Here is a 23070-nt window from a genome sequence, read left to right on the forward strand (position 1 = left end):
AGAAGAAGATAGCCATTCCACCTTGAGAAGCGCTTTACCCGCGCTTACGGAGTTCCCTCGGCCAGAGAAGACGCGGGAGCATCAACCTTATAAGGGGCGTCATGAAACGGACAAATGGGCGATAGCTTGACGAAACCTCTGTCGGCTTTCTGTGTACGCCCTCGCCCGGGCGCCGGTGCGCACGAGGCTGAGACACCGGTACCGACATCGGTCCGGACGGCGGCGGGGCCGACAGGGGAGCCGAGGACCGAGGGGCGGGCGTCGGCGCCGAACCGAACCGGTGCAGCCCACGGTGCTGGGAACGGCGGCTGAACGGCGGACCCGAGGTCCCGTCGGACCTGCCCGCGGGCGGCCTGGCGTCGAATCGCCCGGAGGGCCTGGCGTCGGGCCGGCCGGGAGGCATGCCGAAGGGCTCCTCGACCAGCCCGCCGGCCGCCACCCGGGCGAGCATCAGCGAGGCCCGTCCCGCGTCGAGCCGGGAGTTCGGGTCGATGGTGAGGAGGCCCCGCAGCACCGGCGTCAGCGGTCCCGCCCGCTCTATGGGGATCGGCTCGCCGCTGGTCAGCGCGGCGAGCGCGGCGGCGGCCGTACGGCGGCCGTGCAGGCCGCGGCCCTCGACGGCGGTGTAGAGGGTCGCGCCGAGCGACCACAGGTCGCCGGACGGGCTGGCCTTGGCGCCCAGCACGCGCTCGGGGGCGATGTACCCGGCCGAGCCCAGCACGATGCCCGCCTGGGTGATCGACACGTCGCCTTCGAGCGCGGCCAGGCCGAAATCGGTGAGCACCGCCCGGTCGTCGGTCACCAGGACGTTGCTGGGCTTCACGTCGCGATGGAGGATCCCCTTGGCGTGCACGGCGCGCAGCGCCCCCAGGACCTGCCGGCCGATCTCCGCCACCTGGCGTGGAGGCAGCGGGCCGTGGTCCTGCAGGAGCTGCTCCAGCGATCTGGCGCGGAGCAGCTCCATCACGATCCAGGGGCGCTCGTCCTCGGTGACGACGTCGAAGACGGTGATGACCGAGGGGTGGGCGACCATCGCGGTCGCCCGTCCCTCACGCTCGGTCCTGGCGCACAGCTCGGCGCGGAGATCCTCGTCGAGGATCAGGGGGAGGCGGACCTCCTTGACCGCCACCTCGCGGTTGAGCAGCTCGTCATGTGCGCGCCAGACAGTGCCCATGCCACCGCGCCCAACCGGTTCCGACAGCCGGTAGCGCGCTGCAAGAAGGTATCCGGGCGGCGCACGCATGTGGTGCAGCTTACCGATTTGCGTAATGAGACCAGTAGAGACCGGGCCGAATCTTCTTGCCAACTTCGGTCAGATTTTCGCGCTCGTAACTGTTGAGAAACGCTACGTGATATCTGGCCAATTGCCCAGGGGTCCCGGCTTCTCCGGATAACCAGGATGAATGTTGCGAAACTGCAGGTAATAAGCGTGCTCCCCGGCGTCGGCCGGCTGCCCCGCGGGCGAGCGCGCCGGGCTTTCGCCGCCCGGCCGTTCACCTCCGCCAGGCGCTCCGAGGTCGAGGTCGTCGACCTCGGGCGCCTGTGTGACGGAGTTCGGCGAAGGCCGGGGTGTGATCAGCGGCGGCCGATGCTCAGCACGGGGCCGGTCGAGTCCGTAAAAAAATCTTCGCCCTTGTCGTCGACGACGATGAAGGCGGGGAAGTCCTCGACCTCGATCCTCCAGACGGCCTCCATGCCCAGCTCGGGGTATTCCAGGACCTCCACCTTCTTGATGCAGTCCTGGGCGAGGCGGGCGGCGGGGCCGCCGATGGAGCCGAGGTAGAAGCCGCCGTGGGTCCTGCAGGCGTCCGTGACCTGCTTGGAGCGGTTGCCCTTGGCAAGCATGACCTTGGAGCCGCCGGCGGCCTGGAAGCGTTCGACGTAGGAGTCCATCCGGCCGGCGGTGGTCGGGCCGAAGGAGCCGGAGGCGTAGCCCTCGGGGGTCTTGGCGGGGCCGGCGTAGTAGACCGCGTGGTCCTTGAGGTACTGCGGCATCTCGCCGCCGGCGTCCAGGAGCTCGCCGATCTTGGCGTGCGCGATGTCGCGGGCCACCACGAGCGGCCCCGTCAGCGACAGGCGGGTCTTGACCGGGTATCTGGTCAGCTCGGAGAGGATCTCCTGCATCGGGCGGTTGAGGTCGATCTTCACCACGTCGTCCGACAGGTGCGCGTCCGTGGTCTCCGGCAGGAACCTCGCAGGGTCGGTCTCCAGCTGCTCCAGGAAGACCCCCTCGGGGGTGATCTTCGCCAGGGCCTGGCGGTCGGCGCTGCAGGAGACCGCGATGGCGACGGGGCAGGAGGCGCCGTGACGGGGGAGGCGGATGACGCGGACATCGTGGCAGAAGTACTTGCCGCCGAACTGCGCGCCGATGCCGAGCTTCTGGGTGAGCTCGAAGACCTTGGCCTCCAGGTCGGTGTCGCGGAAGCCGTGGCCGGAGGGGGATCCTTCGGTGGGGATGGAGTCCAGGTAGCGGGCGCTGGCGTACTTGGCGGTCTTCAGCGCGAACTCGGCCGACGTGCCGCCGACGACGATCGCCAGGTGGTACGGCGGGCAGGCGGCGGTGCCGAGGGAGCGGATCTTCTCCTCCAGGAACTGGAGCATCCGCTTCTCGTTGAGCACGGCCTTCGTCTCCTGGTACAGGAACGACTTGTTGGCGCTGCCGCCGCCCTTGGCCATGAACAGCAGCTTGTACTCGTCGGGGTGGCCGAGCGGGTCCTCGGCGTAGAGCTCGATCTGCGCGGGGAGGTTGGAGCCGGTGTTCTTCTCCTCCCACATGCTGAGGGGGGCCATCTGGGAGTAGCGCAGGTTCAGCCGGGTGTAGGCGTCGTAGACGCCGCGGGAGATGTGCTCGGCGTCGGCGCCGTCGGTGAGCACGTGGCGGCCGCGCTTGCCCATCACGATCGCGGTGCCGGTGTCCTGGCACATCGGGAGCACGCCGCCCGCCGAGATCGAGGCGTTCTTCAGCAGGTCGAGGGCGACGAAGCGGTCGTTCCCGCTCGACTCGGGGTCTTCGATGATCTTGCGGAGCTGGGCCAGGTGGGATGACCGCAGGTAGTGGGAGATGTCGTGGACGGCGGTCTCGGTGAGCAGCCGCAGCGCCTCGGGCTCGACCTCCAGGAACCTGCGCCCCGCGGCCTCGACGACCCGCACCCCCTCGGCGGTGATCAGACGGTACTCCGTCTCGTCCGGTCCCATGGGAAGCAGGTCGGTGTAGTCGAACTCGGGCATCGTCGTGGATCCTCCGTGCGGGCGCCGTTTTCCTAGAGGGTACGGCCCTCGCGATCGTGCCCGACCGCCGCGGTCGGGCGGGCGGCGTCTCGATCCCTCTCCACACGAACACTTGGGGACAGATCATATGAAAACTACATATTTGGGACAAATATTAATGGCATATGCGCTCTTTGTTCACATATGTCCGAAGAGGCAGGGAAAATTGAAAAGGGCCGGACCGAGCGTCCGGTGGAAGTCGGGAGACATCATGGACATCGGAAACACCATCATGATCGGTGACATCATCCTGTTGATCCTCGTGGCCGTCTTCGTGGTGGCCGGTCTCGCCATATCGCTGATAGCCATCACGCTGACAAGCATCAAGGAGGGCAATGGACGGACTCCTCAATGGCCGGTGAGCTGGCCGGATTCTCGGACCGCCGTCCCCAGGCAGCGGATCGGCGCCGAGTCGGGACAGGTGATCCTGCCCCCGCATCAGGGGGCGGCGCCCCTGCGGCGGGCCGACAACGCCGAGCGGGTCAGCCTGCCCCAGCAGGGCGACGCACCTTCACAGACGATGAGCCTGCCCCGGCAGCGCGTGCACCGGCTCTGAGGCCGATGACGATGCCGGCGACCACGAGCGCCGCGCCGAGCAGGTCGGGCACCGAGGGCGTACCGAGGCCAAGGATCGCGCCGGTGGCGATGGCGCCGACCGGGATCAACCCGGCGAACAGTCCCGCGGTCCCCGGGCCGAGCCGGGGCAGCGCGTCGTACCAGAGGAAGAACGCCACGGCCGTCACGACCAGCGACTGGTAGCCGAGACCCGCGATCTCGGGTGCGGTCGGCACACGGATCATCGCGGTTCCGTCCGCGAGCAGGCCCGCCACGGCCAGCAGCGGCACGGCCAACGCCGCCGAATAGGCCGAGACGCGTACGGCGCCCAGCTTCGGCAGCAGCGGGATGGCCAGCATGGAGAAGCAGATCTCGCAGCCCAGCGCGCCCAGCGACCAGAGCAGCCCGGCCGGGTCGCCGCTGCCCAGCCCGGTGGCCACCGTCGCTCCGGCGACGACCACCGCCGCCGCCAGCAGGAGCCGGGGTGAGGGGCGCCCGCCGAGCAGGGCCAGCGCCAGCGGTACGGTACCGAGAACGGTGCCGACCAGGGCAGGGCCGCCGTGCCGGGTGGCCTCGATCACGCACACATTGAAGATCACCAGCCCCGTCAGGGAGAGCGACGCCAGCAGCGCCGTCTCACGGGGCGTGAGCCGCACGAACCGCAGCCCCGCCATCCGGGCGACCGTGAGAAGGACCACGGCCGCCAGCAGGTAACGCATGGCCTGGCCGCCGTAGACCGGATAGTCCCCGATCACCCCGGCGACCCCCGCCAGGGTTCCCACCAGGAACATCGCTCCCGCGGCCTCACTCAGACCGCGTAACTCCGGCCGGGCGGTGGTGCTGACATCCACGTTCATGTGCGGAATGCTAGGAAGCCAATGGCTCCCCCGTCGGGTCCAATGGAGCGTTGAATCAGAGGACCAATTGGCCGATCTGCATCTCATCGTCGACCGTGCGGCGGGCGGCGTCGCCGCCCAGATCGCCCGCGAGCTCCGCGAGGCGGTACGGCGCGGACGCCTGGCCGCCGGGGTCCGGCTGCCCGCCAGCCGCGAGCTGGCCAGAGACCTGGGGCTCTCCCGGGGCGTGGTGGTCGAGGCGTACGAGCAGCTCGTCGCCGAGGGCTTCCTGATCTCCAGGACCGGGGCGGGCACCACGGTGGCCCCGGCCGCGGGCCGCCCCACCGCCGTTTCCAGCGCCGTTCCCGGTGGCCTTTTCCGGCCGCGGGACAACACGCCCCCGCTCGCCGGTCCGGGGCCGGCGAGCCCCGCGAAGGACCGCGAGTCGTATCACGGGCGCCGCTCCACCGCGCCCGACCTGGGCGCGTTCCCCAGGGAGCGGTGGCTGGCCTCGATGAGGCGTACGCTCACCGCGCTGCCCGTCGAGGCCCTGGACTACGGCGACCCCGGCGGCGCTCCCATCCTCCGTGAGGAGCTGGCCGCCTACCTTGGGAGGGTCCGGGCGGCCAATGTGATCTGCGACAACCTGGTCATCGTGGGCGGAGTGGCGCAGGGGCTGAGCCTCACCGTTCAGGCGCTCGCGGGAAGGCTTCCCCGGGTTCGGGCGCGCCACGACCTCGACTGGTTCGTCCAGCGGGTCGCGCACTCCGTGTCCTCCCCGGGCCGGATCCTGCTGGCGGTCGAGGACCCGGCCGGGGTGCGCCAGCTCCCGCTGCTCCGCGCGGCGGGAGCCGACCTGGTCGCCGTCCCCGTGGACGACGAGGGCATCGATGTCGGGGCACTGGCCCGGACCGGGGCGCGGGCGGTGATGCTCACTCCCGCGCACCAGTACCCGACGGGGGTCGTGCTCTCGCCCCGCCGCCGCGCCGAGTTGATCGAGTGGGCCGCCGCGACCGGCGCGATGATCCTGGAGGACGACTACGACGCGGAGTTCCGTTTCGACCGCGACCCGGTGGGCTGCCTGCAGGGGCTGGCCGCCGACCGGGTGGTCCTGATCGGGAGCGTCAGCAAGTCCCTGGCCCCAGGGCTCCGCCTGGGCTGGGTGGTCGCTCCGCCCGAGATCGCCGAGTCGCTGCGGCTGGCCCGCGGCGAGCTGGACCTGGGCTCGCCCGTACTGGAGCAGTACGTCCTGGCCGACTTCGTGGCGACCGGCGACTACGACCGGCACCTGAGAAGGATGCGCCGGCAGTACCGCTCCCGGCGCGACGCCCTGGTGCTGGCCCTCGGCGAGCACCTGCCCGAGATCACCGTACGGGGCGTCTCGGCCGGGCTCCATCTGCTCGCCGAGCTGCCGTACGGCTGGGATGAGGCATCGGTGACGGACAGGGCGGAGGAATGCGGGCTGGCGGTCGAGCCGGTAGGTCCGATGCGCTACGCCCCCGGCCCGCCCGCGCTGTTGATGGGCTTCGCCCGCCTGCCCGTACACCGCGCCGACCAGACGATCCGCGCCCTCGCGGGTGCCCTGGGACCAGGGCCTAGGGGCGCGCGGTGACTTCCGGTTCCGGCTGGAAACCCCTGGCCAGGAACACGATCAGGGCCACCAGGACCACCGCGGGTAAGAAGGCCACGCGGATGTTCACCTCGTCGTTGAGGGTGCCGACCACGGCGGCGCCGACGAGGAAGCCGACGTAGTTGAACATGTTGACCCGTGCGATCGCGGTCTCCGCCCCGGCGCCGAGGCGCCCGGCGGCCGAGAACGACTGCGGGGCGATGATGGACAGGCCGACGCCGAACCGGCTCGCCAGCAGGCCCGCGATCGCGCTGCCGACACCGGCGATCATCGGCACGAGCAGCAGGACCAGGGTGAGGTCGCCGTCGCTGAGCCCGAACCTGTGCTGGAGGTCGATCACATGGGTGAGCAGGGTGGCGAAGCAGAGGCCCTGGACGAAGAACGCCGCCCAGGTCGCCACGCGCGCCTGTCTGTCACGTGGGAGGGGCACGCCGACCTCCAGAGAACATGAGGGGGGTTCAGATTCCCGTCAGAGTAGGGGCGGCGTACCCGGCGGTCAATGGCCGGCTACCTGCCGGGTTCGCCTACCCGGCCGGGGTTTGTGGTGGGCCGGAGGCCGGGGCCTGCAGTGGGCCGGAACGGATCGATGGAGCGCTCGGGGGCGACGACCTGAGCCCACCGCGCCCGCTGCTCGCTTTTCCGGAGCATGTCGGTGACCCGGCGACGCCGCCGGAGCCCCGGCAGGGATTATGGTCGAGATGTGGAGAGTCCCCGGCCCCCTGCCACCCGTCATAACAGCCCCGAGCCACGTCCCGCCGACCTGAGGGCCGGAGACGTCGACCGTGAGAGGGTGGCCGCCGTGCTGGGCGACGCGCTCGCCGATGGACGTCTCAGCCACGACGAGCACGACGAGCGCACCGACGCGCTCTACCGCGCCCGCACGCTGGGCGAGCTCTCCGCACTCACCGCCGACCTGCTCCCACCGGAGGCACAGCCGCTCCGCATCGACGTCGGCCCGGTGACGGCCCTGTTCGGCTCCGAGGAGCGTACGGGCCGCTGGGTCGTGCCGACCAGGTTCTCCGCCACCGCGATCTGCGCCAACGTCAAGCTCGATCTGTGCGAGGCAGTGCTTCAGTCCAGCCGGGTGACCCTGCAGGTCACCGTGGTGGGCGGCACCCTCACCCTGATCGTCCCCGAGGGCGTGCGGATCGAGATGCCCGCCTCATCCTTCATGGGGGGCAAGAAGAATCAGGTCCCCCCGGCCTCGCCCGACGGCCCGGTCATCGAGATCACCGGCGTCGTCACGCTCGGGAACATCGTGGCCAAGTCCCCCAAGCGCCCTCGCCGCCCTTGGTTTCGCCGCTGACCACCGCTCCCGGCGCCGTCGCCACTCCTCAGCCGGAGCTGTCGGAGTTGGTCGCCCCTCCTCAGCCGGCGCTGTCGAAGTTGATCGCGCTGTACGCCCGCAGCTTCCAGAGCTGGTGCTCGCTCTCGATCTTCCGGATCGTCCCGGAACGGCCGCGCATGACCAGGGAATTGGTGATGGCCCGCCCCGCGCGGTAGCGGACGCCCTGCATCAGCTCACCGTCGGTGATTCCGGTGGCCGCGAAGAACACGTCGTCGGACCTGACCAGGTCGTCCGTGCTCAGCGTGGCGTCGAGATCGAGGCCCGCGTCCAGCGCCCGGCGGCGTTCGGCGTCGTCCTGCGGCCAGAGCCTGCCCTGGATGACGCCGCCGAGGCACTTGAGGGCGCACGCGGCGATGATGCCCTCCGGCGTGCCGCCGATGCCGAGCATCAGGTCGACGCCGGTGCCCACCCGGGCCGCCATGATCGCACCGGCCACGTCGCCGTCGGTGATGAGCCTGATCCGGGCACCGGTCTCCCGGATCTCCTGGATGATCTTTTCGTGGCGGGGCCGGTCGAGGATGACCACGGTCACGTCCGAGGGCTCGCCGCCCTTGGCGCGGGCCACCGCGGCGATGTTGTCGGCCACCGGCGCGTTGATGTCCACTGACGAGGCGGCCTCGGGGCCGGTGACCAGCTTGTCCATGTAGAAGACGGCGGACGGGTCGTACATCGAGCCGCGCTCGCTGACCGCGATCACCGAGATCCCGTTGGGCATGCCGAGCGCGGTCAGCCGGGTGCCGTCGATCGGGTCGACCGCCACATCGCACGCCGCGCCGCTGCCGTCACCCACGTTTTCACCGTTGTAGAGCATCGGCGCGTTGTCCTTTTCGCCCTCGCCGATCACCACCACGCCGCGCATCGACACCGTGTTGATCAGCTGGCGCATCGCGTTCACCGCGGCGCCGTCGGCACCGTTCTTGTCACCCCGCCCGACCCAGCGGGCCGCGGCCATCGCGGCCGCCTCCGTGACGCGGACCAACTCCAGGGCGAGGTTGCGATCAGGGGCGTGCTCGCCCGTGGCGAGGGCGGCGGGAACGGACGTCTGATCAGACATGGTGGGAAACCCCTCTCGTGGATAATGCAACGATCGTAGTTGGAGCCCCTCTGAGCGGTCGGCGGAGGATAATGTGCCCAACATGAGCAGCGACACAGAACGGCTGGTGAAAGGCGTGGGCGGACGGACCTCCGAGCGAGGAGCCGCCACGCGCGTCGCGCTTCTGTCCGCCGCCAGGGAGATTTTCGTCACAAGCGGGTTCGCCGAGGCCGGGGTCACGGACGTGGTCGCCCGCGCGGGGGCGAGCGTCGGCAGCCTTTACCACCATTTTTCCGGCAAGGCCGACCTCTACCTTACGCTCTTCGACGAGTTCCAGGCCCGGCAGACCCAGCGGACCAAACAGGCGGTCGGTGAGGCCAGGGCGGCGGGCGAGAGCGATCCGATGCGGCTGTTCATCGCCGGGGCCCGCGCCTACCTGGAGGGCTGCCTGGCCGAGCGGGAGATCTCCGCGCTGTTCCTGCGTGGTGACGGGCCGCCGGGGTTCGAGGTCATCGTGCGCGACCGGCTCCGGCAGTGGGCCAAGCGCAACGCCGCTCTGTTCGAGGGGGACGAGGGAGCGCTGGTCGTGGTCCTCACCGGGGCGCTCGCCGCCGCGGTCTCCGAGGTTGCCCTGTCCGACGACGAGGACGCCTCACGGGCGCTCGCCGAGGACGTGCTGGCCATCATCGCCCAGATTCGCCGCCCCTGAGGCCGGACCACCTCCCTGAACGGATAGTGTCGACAGTCGTGCAAAAGTTCACTCAGGGCTTCTACGGCTACGTGGTCGCGATGGCGGTCTGCCTGGCCGCTGTCGGCCTGTTCCTGCTGGTCACACCGCAGAGCAGGACCGAGCACATCCCCAGGGTCGACTACTCGATCGCGCTGGCCGACCTGCGCCGTACGGCGCCCTTCCAGATGTGGGCCCCCGAGCCCGTCGCCGCCGGGTGGGTCCCGAACAGCTCCCGGAGCACCCGCGAGAAAGGCGCCACCACCTGGAAGCTCGGCTTCGCCACCGCCAAGCGCTTCCACGCGATGCTCGCCCAGAGCGACGAGAAGCCCGCGGCCGAGTTCGCCAACCGGTTCTCCAACACCTCCACGGTCACCGGGACCGTCCAGATCGACGGCGTGACCTGGGAGCAGCGCGTCCGTGAGGACAAGAACCAGCGTTCCCTCGTACGCTTCCTGCCCGACGTCACGATCGTCGTCACCGGCACCGCCCCGTGGGACGAGCTGTCCACCCTGGCGGGCTCCCTCAAGCGGCAGCCGAGGAACGACTCCTAGCTCTTCGGGGCCTCGTCGCCCGCCGGGGCCCGCCGAACCCTGACCTGTTCTCCCCAGGCCGGGACGCCTGTTCCCCGCAGGGACCTTTCAGTCCCTGATGGCAGAGACGCCGGACCTTGGAACACGCCTTAGAAAGGCGCTTCCCCGGCAGGGTCGGGGTGCCGCCGCTGAGCCATGGCCGCCGCGAGCTTCACCCGGGCACCCTGAAGCCACTCCTCGCAGACCGCGGCCAGCTTCTCGCCGCGCTCCCAGAGCTCGATCGACTGTTCCAGGGTGAGCCCGCCCGCCTCAAGGCTGCGGACCACCTCGGTCAGCTCCTCGCGCGCCTGCTCGTACGACGGTCTCTTCTCATCGGCCACGCACCCCACCTTAAGTCGTGACGTCCACCCGATGACGCCGCGCCGTACCGGGGATCGCCACCGGCTCGCGGCGCCCACCCGCGACGGTGTGATCGGCAAGGCCCCTCCCCGGTCGCTCCGCCGGGACGTACGGCTGGAAGAATGCCCAGGTGAACGTTCGTGACGCGACCGCCGGGGACATCCCCGAGCTGGTGCGCCTCCGTGAGATCCTGGCCGACCGGATGGCCCAGGACGGCAGCCTCCCCATCGAGGAGGAGTGGCAGAGGGCCTACGCCGAGAACCTCGAAGAGCGGTTGGGCAGCTCCGACACCGCCGTCTACGTGGTGGACTCCCCGGAAAGGGGGCTGGCGGCCTGCGGGATCGGCCTCATCTTCGACCGTTTCCCCGGCCCCAGCCTCCCCGACGGTCGCTACGGTTACATCCAGGGCATGACCACCGACCCGCGCCACCGGCGCAGGGGGCACGGCCAGGCCATCATGGGAGCCCTCCTGAAGTGGTACCGCGACAGCGGGGTCCGCAGGGTCGACCTGCACGCCACCTCGGACGCCGAGCCGCTCTACCGGCGGCTGGGATTCGTCGACAACGGCTATCCCGCGCTCACGTGGCGGGATCACTCCTGACCCGCACCCGGTCGTCGGAGAAGCGCACGGTCAGCTCGTCGCCGGGGGAGACCTCGCTCGCGAGCCGTATGACATCGCCCGAGGGGCGCTGCACGATCGCGTAGCCGCGCTCCAGCGTGGCAGCGGGAGAGAGCGAGATCAGGCGGGCGCGCAGGTGCTCCAGCGAATCGCCGGCGCGGTCCAGGGAACCGGTGAGGGAACGTCGTGCCCGGTCCCTGAGCTGCTCGGCCTGCTCGGCCCTGCGCTCGATCTCACGCACCGGGTCGGAGAGGGAGGGGCGGGAGCGGGCCGCGGCCAGCCAGGCCGTCTCGCGGTCCAGCCAGCCGCCCACCACCCTGCGGCCCCGGTCCCGGAGCTGGCGGATCAGTGTCATCTGCTCACCGACATCCGGCACCACCTTCTTCGCCGCGTCCGTGGGCGTGGACGCGCGCACGTCGGCGACCAGGTCGAGCAGCGGATTGTCCTGCTCGTGGCCGATCGCGCTGACCACGGGTGTGCGACACGCCGCGACCGCCCGGACGAGTGCCTCGTCGGAGAAGGGCAGCAGGTCCTCCATCGACCCGCCGCCCCGTGCGACCACGATGACGTCGACCTCGGTGTCGGCGTCGAACTTGCGCAGCGCCTCGGTGACCTCGCCGACCGCGTACGGCCCCTGCACGGCCACCGACTCGACCTTGAACCGCACCGCCGGCCAGCGGCGCCGCGAATTCTCCAGCACGTCGCGCTCTGCGGCCGAGTCTCGGCCGCAGATCAGGCCGACCGTACCCGGCAGGAACGGCAGCCGACGCTTCCTGTCGACGCCGAAGAGCCCCTCGGAGGCGAGCAACCGGCGCAGCCGCTCCAGCCGGGCCAGCAGCTCGCCGACCCCGACCGGCCGCATCTCCAACGCGGTGAACGCGAAAGAGCCCTTGTTGACCCAGAAATCGGGCTTCAGATGGGCCACGATCCTCGCGCCGTCGACCGGCCGGGGGACGGTCGCCTCGTAGACACCACGCGGGCAGGTGATCCGGGCCGACACGTTGGCCACCGGGTCACGCAACGTCAGGAACACCGTGCCGCCGCGGGCGGTCAGCTCGGTGATCTGTCCCTCGACCCAGACGGTGCCGAGCTTGCCGATCCAGCCGCCGACCATCTGCAACACCGTGCGAACCGGGAGGGGCTGCTCAGGGGTGGTGTTCGAGCTCATGGCCGGGAGCCTACGCGCCGGAGGCGACTATTCCGCGGCCTCCAGCTTGGCCAGGCGGTTCTCGTACATCCGTACGACGGCCTCGCGGTCGGAGGTGGCGCGCTCGTAGGCGATCAGCTCCCGGATCTGCTCGGACGTCCTGCCGCGCATCCGCGCCCGCAGCGACGCGATGCTCAGTCCCGCGTAGCCGGGCAGCGGCTCGGCCGGCGTGGTCGTCCCCGAGGAGGGCTCGGCCGTCTCGGGTGCCGCGTCCCCGGTCTCCGTCACCTTGACCGCCGCGGCGTCGGTGCTCTCGGGCTTCGCGGTCTCGACCCGCTCGACCTCGGCCTTCACCGCCGCGGGCGTCTCGACGGGGGCATCGCTCTCCGTGCCCTCCGCCACGGCGGTCGCCGGGGCGGCGGCCTTGGTGGTCTTGCGTGCCCTGGTCGCCTTGGCCTTGGGGGCGGCCTCGGGGGCGGTGACCTCGGGCTCCGCGGTCTCGACGGCCTTGGCCTTGGCCCGGGTGGCCCTGGGCTTCTTCACGGCGGGGGCCTCGGCGACCGGGGTCTCCGCGATCTTCGTTTCGGTGGGGGTTTCCGCGGCTTCCGGCTCGGTGGCGGGGGTTTCCGCGGCTTCCGGCTCGGTGGTGGCGGGGACCTCTGCGGCTTCGGGCTCGACGGTGGGGGTTTCTGCGGTTTCCGGCTCGGTGGTGGCGGGGACCTCTGCGGCTTCGGGCTCGACGGTGGGGGTTTCTGCGGCTTCTGGTTCGGCGGCGGCGGGGACCTCTGCGGTGACCGGGGCCTTGGTGGCCTCTGCTTCGACGGTGGCCTCCGCGATGGGGGCCTCGGTGGGCTTGGCCTCGGCGGACTCGGGCTCCGGGGTGGCGGCCGGGGTCTCGACGGCCGCTGCCTCGGCGGCGGCAGAGGGCTCCGCTGCCTTGGCCTCGGCGGCGAAGGGCTCCGCCGCCTTGGGCTTGGCGGGGCTGAAGATGACCGGCTCGTGGGTGGTCCTGGCGCCGTTGCTCTCGGCGGCGGTCGGCTTGTCCGCGGCCTTCTCCGGGCGCGGTGCGAAGATGACGGGCGCGCGGCGGGCGGGCTTCTCCACCTGGTCCGTGGCCTTCTCGCCGGTCTCCGTCGACTGGCCGTTCGCCGCCTCACGGGCCCCGTCGGGCTCTTCCCCCTGGCCGGAAGTACCCTTGATCTTGGACCGTACGCGGTCGCCGAGGAGCAGGGCCTGGCCTACCCCGCTCAGCGCGGTCTGCAACATGTGCAGCGGCAGGTCTTTTGCCTTTTGTGTGACATTGCGAATGATGTCGGGGACTGACATGTCGTCTCCCTGGGAGGTCTGTATCGAGAAGGCTAGTGTGGCAAGACTGTGCCGCATGAGCTTGTGGGGCGTTTGGGCTGTCTCGCGGGCGTCTCCACGTAGCATAAGAGCATGACTTCGAAGACCCCCGCGACCCGACGCGTACTGGTGGCGAAGCCCCGCGGTTACTGCGCGGGGGTCGATCGTGCTGTTCAGGCCGTGGAGAAGGCGCTGGAGCAGTACGGTGCCCCGATCTACGTCCGCAAGCAGATCGTCCACAACACCCACGTGGTCAAGACGCTGGAGGCACGCGGAGCGATCTTCGTCGAGGAGACCGAACAGGTGCCGGAGGGGGCCATCGTGGTCTTCTCCGCCCACGGCGTCTCCCCGGCGGTCCACCAGGAGGCCGCCCGGCGCAGCCTCAAGACGATCGACGCCACCTGCCCCCTGGTGACCAAGGTGCACAACGAGGCCCGGCGCTTCGCCTCCCAGGACTACGACATCCTCCTCATCGGCCACGAGGGCCATGAGGAGGTCGAGGGCACCGCGGGCGAGGCACCCGACCACATTCAGCTCGTCGACGGTCTGGAGTCGGTCGGCACCGTGCGGGTCAAGGACCCCGAGCGACTGGTCTGGCTGTCGCAGACCACGCTGTCGGTGGACGAGACGGTCGAGACGGTCTCCCGGCTCAAGGAGCGCTTCCCGAACCTGATCGACCCCCCGAGTGACGACATCTGCTACGCCACCCAGAACCGCCAGGTCGCCGTCAAGGAGATCGCCGCACAGGCACAGCTGGTCATCGTCGTCGGCTCGGAGAACTCCTCCAACTCCAAGAGGCTGGTCGAGGTCGCCCTCGACCACGGGGCCGACGCCTCCTATCTCGTCGACGACGCCTCGCTCATCGAGGACGCCTGGCTCGACGGCGTCACCACGGTCGGTGTGACGAGCGGCGCCTCGGTGCCGGAGGAGCTCGTCGCCGAGGTTCTGGCCCGCCTCGCCGGGCACGGCTTCGAGGACGTCGAAGAGGTCGAGTCCGTCCAGGAGAGCGTGCGCTTCGCGCTCCCGCACGAGCTGCGCAAGGATCTGCGCGCCACGATCTGACCGCGCCGGTCCGATCAGTCGCCTCCTCAAGGGCGCCCCGCTGTCGGGGTGCCCTTGCTGTTTGGGGTGCCCTGCTTCGGTGCCCTGCCGCCTGAAGGGTTCGGATGGGCACGATGTCGCCGTACGACCCGCTGCGGATGTCCGGCCCTGTAGGGACCCGGCCGTCTGTGAGATCTACTGACCGGCGGTTACGCGCCCTCGCGCGGTGTGCCGTACACCTTGGGCTCGAAGTACCCCTCGGGCTCGGGGGCGAAGGCGGTGTCGCCGCTCCTCGGGGCGGGAACGGAGGCCCTGCCGACCCTGAGCTCGTCGCGCAGCTCACGGACGCAGCGGGTCAGGCCGCGGCGCCAGGCGATGACCAGCACCAGGAGCGAGCCGCCGAACAGCCACGGGGCGCCCTGCGAGAGCGCGGTGTACATGCCCAGGCCGAAGGCCTGGATGGGGGTGGACGCGAACAGGGAGCGGACCGCCTCGATGAACACGGTGGTCACGAAGAAGACCAGGGGCGGGGAGACCACCAGCGACAGCAGGTCCCTGCGGTTCACCAACAACGCCGTGGCCACGCAACCGGCCACGAACGCCGCCCCGGTCAGCGCCGCCACCTCCAGCAGCGCCTGCAGCACGCTGCCCACCAGCGTGGACGCCAGCACGAGGGCCAGCGCGCCCCGGACGGTCAGTCGGATGCCGCCGGCGGCCCGGCCAAGCTCACTCATATGATCACCCCGCCGGCCGGCTCTACGCCGCCTCGCTCGTCCACCACTCGCCCCCTTGACCTCGGCCCCCGCGTCGTCAACCCCGCCGCCTCCAGTGTCCGGCCGTCGGCGCCTCGGGGGAAGTTTTCAGGGCAGGTCGTTGGCCAACCTACCGTTCATACGGGATACGAGAGGCGAGCTTGGCTCCTCTTCCGCGAGTAGTTCCGGCGAGGTCAGCGCGCGGGGCAGGTCCTCGACCACCTGCGGCCTGTCCAGATCGGTCTCGACCAGTCCCAGATCGTTGAGTTTGCGTGCGCTCACCAGCACCCGGGTCTCCAGCGAGCCGACAGTCCTGTTGTACGACTCCACGGCCCGGTTCAGCGAGCGGCCCAGAGCGTCGACGTTACGCCCCATGCTGCTCAGCCGCTCGTACAGCTCCTTGCCGACCTCGAAGATCGCCCGCGCGTTCTCGCTGAGCGCCGCCTGCTGCCAGGCGTACTGCGCGGTGCGAAGCATGGTGATCAGCGTGGTGGGGGTGGCGATGTGGACCCGCCGCCGCATGGCGTACTCCAGCAGGGCGGGGTCGCGCTCCAGCGCCGGGGCGAGGAAGGCCTCGCCGGGGATGAACAGCACCATGAACTCCGGCGCCGGGCTGAACGCCTGCCAGTAGGTCTTGGCAGCAAGCCGGTCCACGTGCTCGCGTACGTGACGGGCGTGGGAGTCGAGCCGGGCCGACTGGTGGTCGGGGTCGGCTGACTCGGCGGCCTCCAGGTAGGCGGCGAGGGAGACCTTGGAATCGACCACGATGTTCTTGCCGCCGGCCAGCCGCACGACCATGTCGGGCCGGAGCACGCCGTCCGGCGTGGTGACGCTCACCTGCTCGTCGAAGTCGCAGAACCGCTGCATCCCGGCGATCTCGGCGACCCTGCGGAGCTGGAGCTCCCCCCACCGGCCCCGGGCCTCGGGGCGCTGCAGGGCCCGTACCAGCGAGCTCGTCTGGGCGCGGAGCTGCTCGTTGCTCTCGCGGACGACGTCGATGTGCTTGGCCAGCTCCGCGTAGGCGGCCCGCTGGCCCGTCTGCGTGTCGCGCAGCTGCGCCTCGACGCGGGCCAGGGTGTCCTTCAACGGCTCGATCAGGTGCTCGACCGCCTGCTTGCGCTGCTCCAGCTCTCCGGCCGCCTCGGCCCGGTTGGCGGCCAGCCTCGTCTCGGCCAGTTCCAGGAAGCGCAGGTTGTTGACGTCGAGCGCCCGGCTCGACAGGGCCTGGAACCGCTCGGAGAGCTGCTCCTCGATGTAGACGACCTTCTCCTCGGCGACCTTCGCGCGGGCCTCGGCGTCGGCCAGGCGCGCGATGACGTCGGCGGCTCCCGAGGAGGCACGCGCCCGGCCCAGCAGGAAGCCGATCGCGAGCCCCGCGGCGAGACCCACCGCGAGCTGGAAGGAGAGCGCCATGACGTCCACCCCGGCATGATTCCAGGCCCGGCCACTCCTGGCGCGCCGACACGCCTTCGGAAGGCGCCCTGGGCCCGGCCGGGGGTCGGGCGAGGGACATGCGGAATCGTGTCCGAACCGGCCCGAATCCGGGAGAGTCGCCTTGACGGCTCCGAGGCGCGGGTGAGTTCAACCCGCCGTCGGCGAGGGGCACGGGGATGTCCACCACCCTGTGACCTGCCCGCGGCGGGTAGCAGTGGGTGATTCCGCGTAAACTCGGCTCACGTGAGCCTGAGCATCGGCATCGTCGGATTGCCCAACGTCGGCAAGTCAACGCTTTTCAACGCGCTGACGAAGACCGCCAACGCCCTGGCGGCGAACTACCCGTTCGCCACCATCGAGCCCAATGTGGGCATCGTCGGCGTTCCCGACCCGCGTCTTGAGAAGCTGGCCGAGATCTTCGGGTCCGCGAAGATCCTGCCGGCGAAGGTCGAGTTCGTCGACATCGCCGGGCTGGTCCGCGGTGCCTCGGAGGGGCAGGGGCGGGGCAACCAGTTCCTCGCCAACATCCGTGACACCGATGCGATCTGCCAGGTCATCCGGGTCTTCAACGACCCCGACGTGACCCACGTGGACGGCGGCGTCGCCCCCGGGCGCGACATCGAGACGATCAACACCGAGCTGATCCTCGCCGACCTGCAGACCCTGGAGAAGGCGATTCCCCGCCTCCAGAAGGAGTCTCGGACCAACAAGGACCGCAAGTCCGTGCTCGACGCGGCGGAGGCGGCGTTCAAGCTCCTCGACGGCGGCACCACCCTGTACGCCGGGGCCTCCGGCGCCGGGATCGACCCGAAGGACCTGCGCGAGCTGCACCTGCTGACCGCAAAGCCCTTCCTGTACGTCTTCAACCTCGACGCCGACGAACTGGTGGACGAGAAGCTCCGGGCACAGCTCTCGGCGCTCGTCGCACCGGCCGAGGCCGTCTTCCTCGACGCGAAGATCGAGTCTGAGCTGGTCGAGCTCGACGACGCCGAGGCGCTGGAGCTCCTGCAGTCCGTCGGCCAGGAGGAGTCGGGCCTGACCCAGCTGGCCAGGGTGGGTTTCGAGACCCTGGGCCTGCAGACCTACCTGACCGCCGGCCCCAAGGAGACCAGGGCCTGGACGATCCGCAAGGGTGCCACCGCCCCCGAGGCGGCCGGGGTCATCCACACCGACTTCCAGCGCGGCTTCATCAAGGCCGAGATCGTCTCCTTCGACGAGCTGCTGGAGACCGGCTCCATCGCCGCCGCCCGCCAGGCCGGCAAGGCCCGCATCGAGGGCAAGGACTACGTCATGCGCGACGGCGACGTGGTGGAGTTCCGCTTCAACGTGTAGGCGATCATGGAAACCACGCTCTGACCTGGGCCGAGGTGATTCACTGAGCCACCTCGGTCCGCACAGAGTCCGCATGATCTTGAAATGCGGTGTCGATGGCCTTCCTCGTCCGGTCCTCCGAATCGGGGAACAGGTGGCTGTAGACGTTCAAGGTCATCGTCGCGTTCGTGTGCCCCAGGCGCTCGGAGACGACCTTCACCGACTCGCCGCCCGCGATCAGCATCGAGGCGTAGGCGTGCCGCAACGCGTGAGGCCCGGTGCCCGCAGGAAGGCCCGCTGTTCTCACCGCCTTGTGCCACGCGTTATCCATGAAGTGTGTGTAGACGATCGGGCCGCCTTCCGGTGCACTGAAGACGAACTCCTCCGGCTTGTAGATGGGGTGTGTCCAGTCCGCATCCTGACCACATGACCCGATGTTCGATTTGTGTCTATAAAGGTGGATATGAATCACAATATCCTATTTGAATGGCACTGGTAGGTAGTAGCGCCTGCCTATCTGCGAGGTCGCGTCCACGGATGTGGTGTACGAGTATCCGAATCCGGTAAGCCGATCACGGTTGAAAAGCGCGGCGTTGTCCGTGGTGAAAAGCGCGGCGTTGTCCGTGGTGAAAGCGCGGCGAGGGTGGTGGAGTGGTTCAGGGCCGCTCGTCGGTGTCGCGTCGTGCGGGGTCGAAGATCAAAAGCGCAGCGAGGGCAGTGGAGTGGCCCAAGACCGCTCATCGGTACGGGTCCGCCGCGGTGCGGCAGGATTCGGGGCCGCTCCTCGCCGCTGCTCGCCGCCGCCTCGTGCGGGGCTCTCGCCGTGCGGGGTACGAAGGTCCGCGGGGTGTCCGGTCACGGGTCGCCCCCGGCCGGGTGCGGGGACGAATCGGGCCTTCCACCACGAAAAGCGGCCCACCCGAGGGGCCGGAGTTGTGCTTTCCATGATCTGGGTGAATCCGCACGCCCCCAGCGTGCCAACTCACCCAGATCATGGAAAATCCCCGATCGTCACCACCACGGCCCCGCCTCCACGCCCGCCATGACCCGCTTTGCCCCCTCCCGGAGCTCCACCGGCCCGCCCCCGGTCACCCACACCCGACCAACGCCCGCCCCCACCCTGCGTGATGCGTTACCGGTGAGCGGCCCCCGACCACTCCACCGCCCTCGCCGCGCTTTTGATCTTCGGCCCTGCGTGATGCGTTACCGGTGAGCGGCCCCCGACCACTCCACCGCCCTCGCCGCGCTTTTGATCTTCGGCCCTGCGTGATGCGTTACCGGTGAGCGGCCCCCGACCACTCCACCGCCCTCGCCGCGCTTTTGATCTTCGGCCCTGCGTGATGCGTTACCGGTGAGCGGCCCCCGACCACTCCACCGCCCTCGCCGCGCTTTTGATCTTCGGCCCTGCGTGATGCGTTACCGGTGAGCGGTCCCCGACCACTCCACCGCCCTCGCCGCGTTTTTGATCTTCGGCCCTGCGTGATGCGTTACCGGTGAGCGGTCCCCGACCACTCCACCGCCCTCGCCGCGTTTTTGATCTTCGGCCCTGCGTGATGCGTTACCGGTGAGCGGTCCCCGACCACTCCACCGCCCTCGCCGCGTTTTTGATCTTCGGCCCTGCGTGATGCGTTACCGGTGAGCGGTCCCCGACCACTCCACCGCCCTCGCCGCGTTTTTGATCTTCGGCCCTGCGTGATGCGTTACCGGTGAGCGGCCCCCGACCACTCCACCGCCCTCGCCGCGTTTTTGATCTTCGGCCCTGCGTGATGCGTTACCGGTGAGCGGCCCCCGACCACTCCACCGCCCTCGCCGCGTTTTTGATCTTCGGCCCTGCGTGATGCGTTACCGGTGAGCGGCCCCCGACCACTCCACCGCCCTCGCCGCGTTTTTGATCTTCGGCCCTGCGTGATGCGTTACCGGTGAGCGGCCCTGAACCAGGGCACCGCCCTCGCTGCGTTTTTCCCCACGGACGACGCCGCGCTTTTCAACGGCGATCAGCCAGGCGCGACGCAGGTACCGATCTCAAACACTCGTACACCACCTGAGCGGACGCGACGGGGTCCCTGTCAGGGTTTCAGTGACGTTATTTGGCAGAGTCAGTTGGTGCCGACGACGAGGGCGTCCCGTGCGGCATCGATGACTTCAGCGGTGACTCGATCGAGCCCGTTGAGCTTCATGACGCGCTCGCCCTGGTTCAGCAGGCGGGTGACGAGCCGGAAGTTGCCTGCGGTCGTGCGGGTGATGGCGGCAATGGCATCGGTTGTGGTGACGTCGGGGACATCCTGAGCTTCCCCCCGTAGCACGGCCACCTCACCTGAGTTGACCCTGTGTCGGCTGGGAAGGAAGTGCTTCGTGCCTGCACCTCACCCGATCGAGTTCCGTCAGCGTGCCGTCGAGCTTGCCCGTAAGGGTGATAAACCGGTCTCTGTCCTTGCTAAAGACCTGGGTATCAGCGATTCCTGTCTGCGGAGTTGGATGCGCCAGGCCGACACCGATGACAACGGCGGCGCGAAGCTGACCAGCGCGGAGAAGAAGGAACTCTCCGATCTGCGGCGTCGAACCCGGCAGCTTGAGCTGGAGAATGAGATCCTCAAGCGGGCTGCTGCGTATTTCGCCCGGGAGAACGTGCTCCCAAAATAGGGTACGCGCTGGTCCGTGAACTCGCCGATGATGACTTTCCTGTCGCGGTGGCCTGCCGGGTGTTGAACATTTCCAGATCGGGTTACAAAGACTGGGTTGGCCGGCCGCAGTCTCCACGCGACCAAAGAAACACCGAACTATTGAAGCTGATCCGTGACATCCATAAGACGTCACGTTACAGCTACGGCTCACCGCGGGTCCACGCGGAGCTGACGCTCGGCCTGGACCTGGAGATCAACCGCAAGCACGTCGAACGGCTCATGCGCGAGGCCGGCATCCAGGGCATCTACCGGCGCAAGGGCCGCCGCAACCTCGTCAACGCCGCCACCGAGGAGGATCTGGTCCGCCGGGCCTTCACCGTGGAAGCGCCGGACCGGCTGTGGGTCAGCGACATCACCGAGCACCCCACTGACGAAGGGAAACTGTATTGCGCCGCTGTCATGGACGCCTATTCTCGTCGCATCATCGGCCATTCTATCGACATAAGCCAGACTAGCGCTCTGGTCGTCGACGCGATGGTCATGGCCGTCGCCCGCCGTAACCCGCCCAGCAAGAAGACGGTCCTGCATTCTGACCACGGAACACAGTACACATCGTTCTCGTATGGGAAACGGCTCCGCGATGCTGAACTCCTCGGCTCGATGGGAACCGTCGGAGATTGCTGCGACAATGCCATGATGGAATCGTTCTGGGGAACGATGCAGCTCGAACTGCTCGACGTTAATAAATGGTCAACAAGAGCCGAGTTGGCCAGCGCGATGTTTGAATGGATCGAGTGCTGGTATAACCCGTATAGGCGTCATTCCAGCATCGACATGAACAGTCCAATCGCGTTCGAAGAGCTCTACAAGCCCTCAGACGCAACCTCGTGATCCCCACCATCGGTGGCTGTCGTACGGGGGGAACCTCATCCAGGCCCAGGTGGGCGAATGCGGTGGCAAGGACGGCGGCCAGTTCACCGGCGGCGAGAGTGCGGTAGTGGTGGACGAAGCCGACGCGACTGTAGAGCTGTGGATAGCGGGCCGGTCTCTTTCCGATGCAGGGCATGCCGATGAAGACCAGGACGAGGGCGCTGCGGTCGTAGAAGTCGCGGACCTGCTCGATCGCGCGGGTACTGAGGCGCTCGGCCTCGTCGATATTACCGACCGGGGGAGCTCGGATCCCTGCTCTGACCTGTGGATATTCATAGACTGCATGTCCGCGATGAGGGCCGATGGAGCTCGGCAGCGTGGGCGTGTCGGCTCCGCCTCAGAGTTCGCTCTCGCGCATGTCCCAGACCGGTCTCTGGCCGTCAGGCGGGCCGGAAAGCACTCGAAGAGCGAATGGCCGGTATTCCTCGTGGGCGTCGGCAGCGGAGAATCCTGCTGATGTCAGAACGTCGATCATCGCGTGCATCATGGCACGGGAGATGGCGCCTTGGTGGCGCACCGCCGCGATCTCCGCGTCGTCTTCAGGCGGGGTGCGCATGTATTTGAGCTCGCGCAGCGCGCAGTCCCTCAGGCGAGGGCTCACCTGCCAGCTGACGAAGACGCCGCCTGCCGCATCGTCTCCGGGGTCAACATCGACCTCGGCTCCAGCGGCGAGCTGCGGAGCGAGTTCGGGTGCGAGGACGGGTAGTCCAGCGGTGACCAGTGCGTTCCGAACTTGGGCCGCCAGCCGGTTCAGGCGGGCCGAGGCCTCGGCGCTGACTCTCTCGAACATCCCGGCAATCTATCTGCCGATCATGAGGCCTCTTGGGACGAGCTATCCAGGCGTCTGCGGTGGCGCGAGTTGGGCTTCGAGGTCGGCGATGCGCCGGTCTTGGAAGCGCAGGCCGAAGGCGTGGATGCCGTAAGCCTGCTGAATAGCGCCGCGCGTCACAACTTTCGCGACGCATCTACGCGTGCGCGAGCCTGTCCCGTTCGGGTGAGGACCGGCCGCGTACCACCACCCGTTCAACGTCCATACCGCCCACCTGGGGAAGGCGTGGCCGATGACCGCGGCGAGCGCGGATGACTCGGAGAGCGTAGTCATGGTGTGACAACACGTTGCCCTTGTCTGCAACGTCGCCCATATGGGCAAGGTGGGATACGTCTCTAGCGTCTTACTCATGGAAATTGACCGTTTCGACCCGTCGCCCATCTACCAGCAGGTGGTGCGGGTCGTCCGTGACCGGATCAAGGCCGGTGAGTTGAAGCCGCGCGATCCCATCCCGAGCGAGTCGAGCATGGTCGCGGACCACAACATCGCCCAGGACACCGCTCGAGCGGCTGTTGCCCTGCTCCGCGAAGAGGGTTACGTGATCACGCTGCCCCAGCGAGGAACGTGCGTCGCGACCAAGGAGAACTGGCCGGGGAAGTAAGCGGGCACCCCAGATCAGGCGACACGTCCGGATACTGCCCAAGTTTGAATTTACTCACTCTGAGTAGTCAAGCTAGTGCGCATAGTAACGGATGGGGTGGTCCGCAGCAGGCG

General features: G+C 69.0%; 24 protein-coding genes. 11 read left to right on the top strand and 13 right to left on the bottom strand.

The window, feature by feature from the left end:
• Positions 1 to 34: 34 nt before the first annotated feature.
• Positions 35 to 1243, bottom strand: coding sequence for a serine/threonine-protein kinase (locus tag OIE13_RS35460; protein WP_326644756.1), 1209 nt, complete (start codon positions 1241 to 1243; stop codon positions 35 to 37).
• 332 nt (positions 1244 to 1575) lie between these two features.
• On the bottom strand, positions 1576 to 3228 hold the full coding sequence (locus OIE13_RS35465; protein WP_326644754.1) for a fumarate hydratase: 1653 nt from the start codon (positions 3226 to 3228) through the stop codon (positions 1576 to 1578).
• Positions 3229 to 3478: 250 nt separating this feature from the next.
• Between OIE13_RS35465 and OIE13_RS35470 the strand changes: the two genes are divergently transcribed.
• Entirely contained in the window at positions 3479 to 3823 is a 345-nt protein-coding gene (locus OIE13_RS35470) for a hypothetical protein (RefSeq protein ID WP_326644753.1), read from the top strand.
• Here the strand turns inward: OIE13_RS35470 and OIE13_RS35475 are convergent.
• The gene (locus tag OIE13_RS35475) at positions 3750 to 4679 is read right to left on the bottom strand and encodes a DMT family transporter (RefSeq protein ID WP_326644752.1); all 930 of its coding nucleotides are present in this window, start codon (positions 4677 to 4679) and stop codon (positions 3750 to 3752) included. The genes OIE13_RS35470 and OIE13_RS35475 overlap by 74 nt on opposite strands.
• A 67-nt stretch (positions 4680 to 4746) precedes the next feature.
• Between OIE13_RS35475 and OIE13_RS35480 the strand changes: the two genes are divergently transcribed.
• Positions 4747 to 6270 carry an aminotransferase-like domain-containing protein gene (locus OIE13_RS35480; protein ID WP_326829333.1) on the top strand — a complete coding sequence of 508 codons (1524 nt, stop codon included), beginning with the start codon at positions 4747 to 4749 and terminating at the stop codon, positions 6268 to 6270.
• Here the strand turns inward: OIE13_RS35480 and OIE13_RS35485 are convergent.
• Positions 6254 to 6718, bottom strand: coding sequence for a hypothetical protein (locus OIE13_RS35485; protein ID WP_326644749.1), 465 nt, complete (start codon positions 6716 to 6718; stop codon positions 6254 to 6256). The genes OIE13_RS35480 and OIE13_RS35485 overlap by 17 nt on opposite strands.
• 270 nt (positions 6719 to 6988) lie before the next feature.
• Between OIE13_RS35485 and OIE13_RS35490 the strand changes: the two genes are divergently transcribed.
• Positions 6989 to 7594: a DUF1707 SHOCT-like domain-containing protein gene (locus OIE13_RS35490; protein ID WP_326829334.1), complete on the top strand. Its 606-nt coding sequence runs from the start codon at positions 6989 to 6991 to the stop codon at positions 7592 to 7594.
• Positions 7595 to 7655: 61 nt separating this feature from the next.
• On the opposite strand, the gene glpX is transcribed toward OIE13_RS35490, so the two are convergent.
• Positions 7656 to 8690 carry a class II fructose-bisphosphatase gene (gene glpX, locus OIE13_RS35495; RefSeq protein ID WP_326644746.1) on the bottom strand — a complete coding sequence of 345 codons (1035 nt, stop codon included), beginning with the start codon at positions 8688 to 8690 and terminating at the stop codon, positions 7656 to 7658.
• An 82-nt stretch (positions 8691 to 8772) separates the two neighbouring features.
• Here glpX and OIE13_RS35500 point away from each other — a divergent pair, with 82 nt between their 5' ends.
• Together OIE13_RS35500 and OIE13_RS35505 are read left to right on the top strand one after the other, a co-directional pair.
• Complete coding sequence (locus tag OIE13_RS35500) at positions 8773 to 9378, top strand: TetR/AcrR family transcriptional regulator (RefSeq protein ID WP_326644744.1); 606 nt, start codon at positions 8773 to 8775, stop codon at positions 9376 to 9378.
• A gap of 38 nt (positions 9379 to 9416) precedes the next feature.
• Complete coding sequence (locus OIE13_RS35505) at positions 9417 to 9950, top strand: DUF4245 domain-containing protein (protein WP_326644742.1); 534 nt, start codon at positions 9417 to 9419, stop codon at positions 9948 to 9950.
• A gap of 128 nt (positions 9951 to 10078) precedes the next feature.
• Here the strand turns inward: OIE13_RS35505 and OIE13_RS35510 are convergent, their stop codons facing one another.
• Positions 10079 to 10309 (bottom strand): exodeoxyribonuclease VII small subunit, encoded by a 231-nt coding sequence (locus OIE13_RS35510; RefSeq protein ID WP_326644740.1) that lies wholly within the window; start codon positions 10307 to 10309, stop codon positions 10079 to 10081.
• A 149-nt stretch (positions 10310 to 10458) separates the two neighbouring features.
• Here OIE13_RS35510 and OIE13_RS35515 point away from each other — a divergent pair, with 149 nt between their 5' ends.
• Positions 10459 to 10929, top strand: a complete 471-nt coding sequence (locus OIE13_RS35515) for a GNAT family N-acetyltransferase (protein WP_326644738.1) — start codon at positions 10459 to 10461, stop codon at positions 10927 to 10929.
• Here the strand turns inward: OIE13_RS35515 and xseA are convergent.
• On the bottom strand, positions 10907 to 12115 hold the full coding sequence (gene xseA / locus OIE13_RS35520; RefSeq protein WP_326644736.1) for an exodeoxyribonuclease VII large subunit: 1209 nt from the start codon (positions 12113 to 12115) through the stop codon (positions 10907 to 10909). The genes OIE13_RS35515 and xseA overlap by 23 nt on opposite strands.
• A 27-nt stretch (positions 12116 to 12142) precedes the next feature.
• Positions 12143 to 13420 carry a hypothetical protein gene (locus tag OIE13_RS35525; RefSeq protein WP_326829335.1) on the bottom strand — a complete coding sequence of 426 codons (1278 nt, stop codon included), beginning with the start codon at positions 13418 to 13420 and terminating at the stop codon, positions 12143 to 12145.
• Positions 13421 to 13531: 111 nt separating this feature from the next.
• On the opposite strand from OIE13_RS35525, the gene OIE13_RS35530 reads away from it, so the two are divergent.
• Positions 13532 to 14500, top strand: a complete 969-nt coding sequence (locus OIE13_RS35530) for a 4-hydroxy-3-methylbut-2-enyl diphosphate reductase (protein ID WP_326644734.1) — start codon at positions 13532 to 13534, stop codon at positions 14498 to 14500.
• A 188-nt stretch (positions 14501 to 14688) separates the two neighbouring features.
• On the opposite strand, the gene OIE13_RS35535 is transcribed toward OIE13_RS35530, so the two are convergent.
• Entirely contained in the window at positions 14689 to 15213 is a 525-nt protein-coding gene (locus OIE13_RS35535) for a DUF6542 domain-containing protein (protein ID WP_326644733.1), read from the bottom strand.
• Positions 15214 to 15339: 126 nt separating this feature from the next.
• Positions 15340 to 16644 carry a DNA recombination protein RmuC gene (gene rmuC / locus OIE13_RS35540; RefSeq protein ID WP_326830336.1) on the bottom strand — a complete coding sequence of 435 codons (1305 nt, stop codon included), beginning with the start codon at positions 16642 to 16644 and terminating at the stop codon, positions 15340 to 15342.
• 264 nt (positions 16645 to 16908) lie between these two features.
• Between rmuC and ychF the strand changes: the two genes are divergently transcribed.
• Positions 16909 to 17997 (top strand): redox-regulated ATPase YchF, encoded by a 1089-nt coding sequence (gene ychF, locus OIE13_RS35545; protein WP_326644732.1) that lies wholly within the window; start codon positions 16909 to 16911, stop codon positions 17995 to 17997.
• Between the two features lie 40 nt (positions 17998 to 18037).
• Here the strand turns inward: ychF and OIE13_RS35550 are convergent, their stop codons facing one another.
• Both OIE13_RS35550 and OIE13_RS35555 read right to left on the bottom strand, forming a co-directional pair.
• Complete coding sequence (locus OIE13_RS35550; protein WP_326829336.1) at positions 18038 to 18448, bottom strand: tyrosine-type recombinase/integrase; 411 nt, start codon at positions 18446 to 18448, stop codon at positions 18038 to 18040.
• Positions 18449 to 20072: 1624 nt separating this feature from the next.
• Positions 20073 to 20285, bottom strand: a complete 213-nt coding sequence (locus OIE13_RS35555; protein ID WP_326829337.1) for a hypothetical protein — start codon at positions 20283 to 20285, stop codon at positions 20073 to 20075.
• A gap of 43 nt (positions 20286 to 20328) precedes the next feature.
• Between OIE13_RS35555 and OIE13_RS35560 the strand changes: the two genes are divergently transcribed.
• A complete protein-coding gene (locus OIE13_RS35560; RefSeq protein WP_326637890.1) occupies positions 20329 to 20616 on the top strand; it encodes a transposase in 288 nt (95 codons plus the stop codon).
• A gap of 47 nt (positions 20617 to 20663) precedes the next feature.
• Complete coding sequence (locus OIE13_RS35565) at positions 20664 to 21488, top strand: IS3 family transposase (RefSeq protein WP_326829338.1); 825 nt, start codon at positions 20664 to 20666, stop codon at positions 21486 to 21488.
• A gap of 376 nt (positions 21489 to 21864) precedes the next feature.
• On the opposite strand, the gene OIE13_RS35570 is transcribed toward OIE13_RS35565, so the two are convergent.
• A complete protein-coding gene (locus tag OIE13_RS35570; protein WP_326644727.1) occupies positions 21865 to 22317 on the bottom strand; it encodes a hypothetical protein in 453 nt (150 codons plus the stop codon).
• A gap of 388 nt (positions 22318 to 22705) precedes the next feature.
• On the opposite strand from OIE13_RS35570, the gene OIE13_RS35575 reads away from it, so the two are divergent.
• Entirely contained in the window at positions 22706 to 22957 is a 252-nt protein-coding gene (locus tag OIE13_RS35575) for a winged helix-turn-helix domain-containing protein (RefSeq protein WP_326644723.1), read from the top strand.
• The last annotated feature ends 113 nt before the right edge of the window (positions 22958 to 23070 follow it).

The sequence above is a fragment of the Streptosporangium sp. NBC_01810 genome (assembly GCF_035917355.1).
GTDB lineage: Bacteria > Actinomycetota > Actinomycetes > Streptosporangiales > Streptosporangiaceae > Streptosporangium.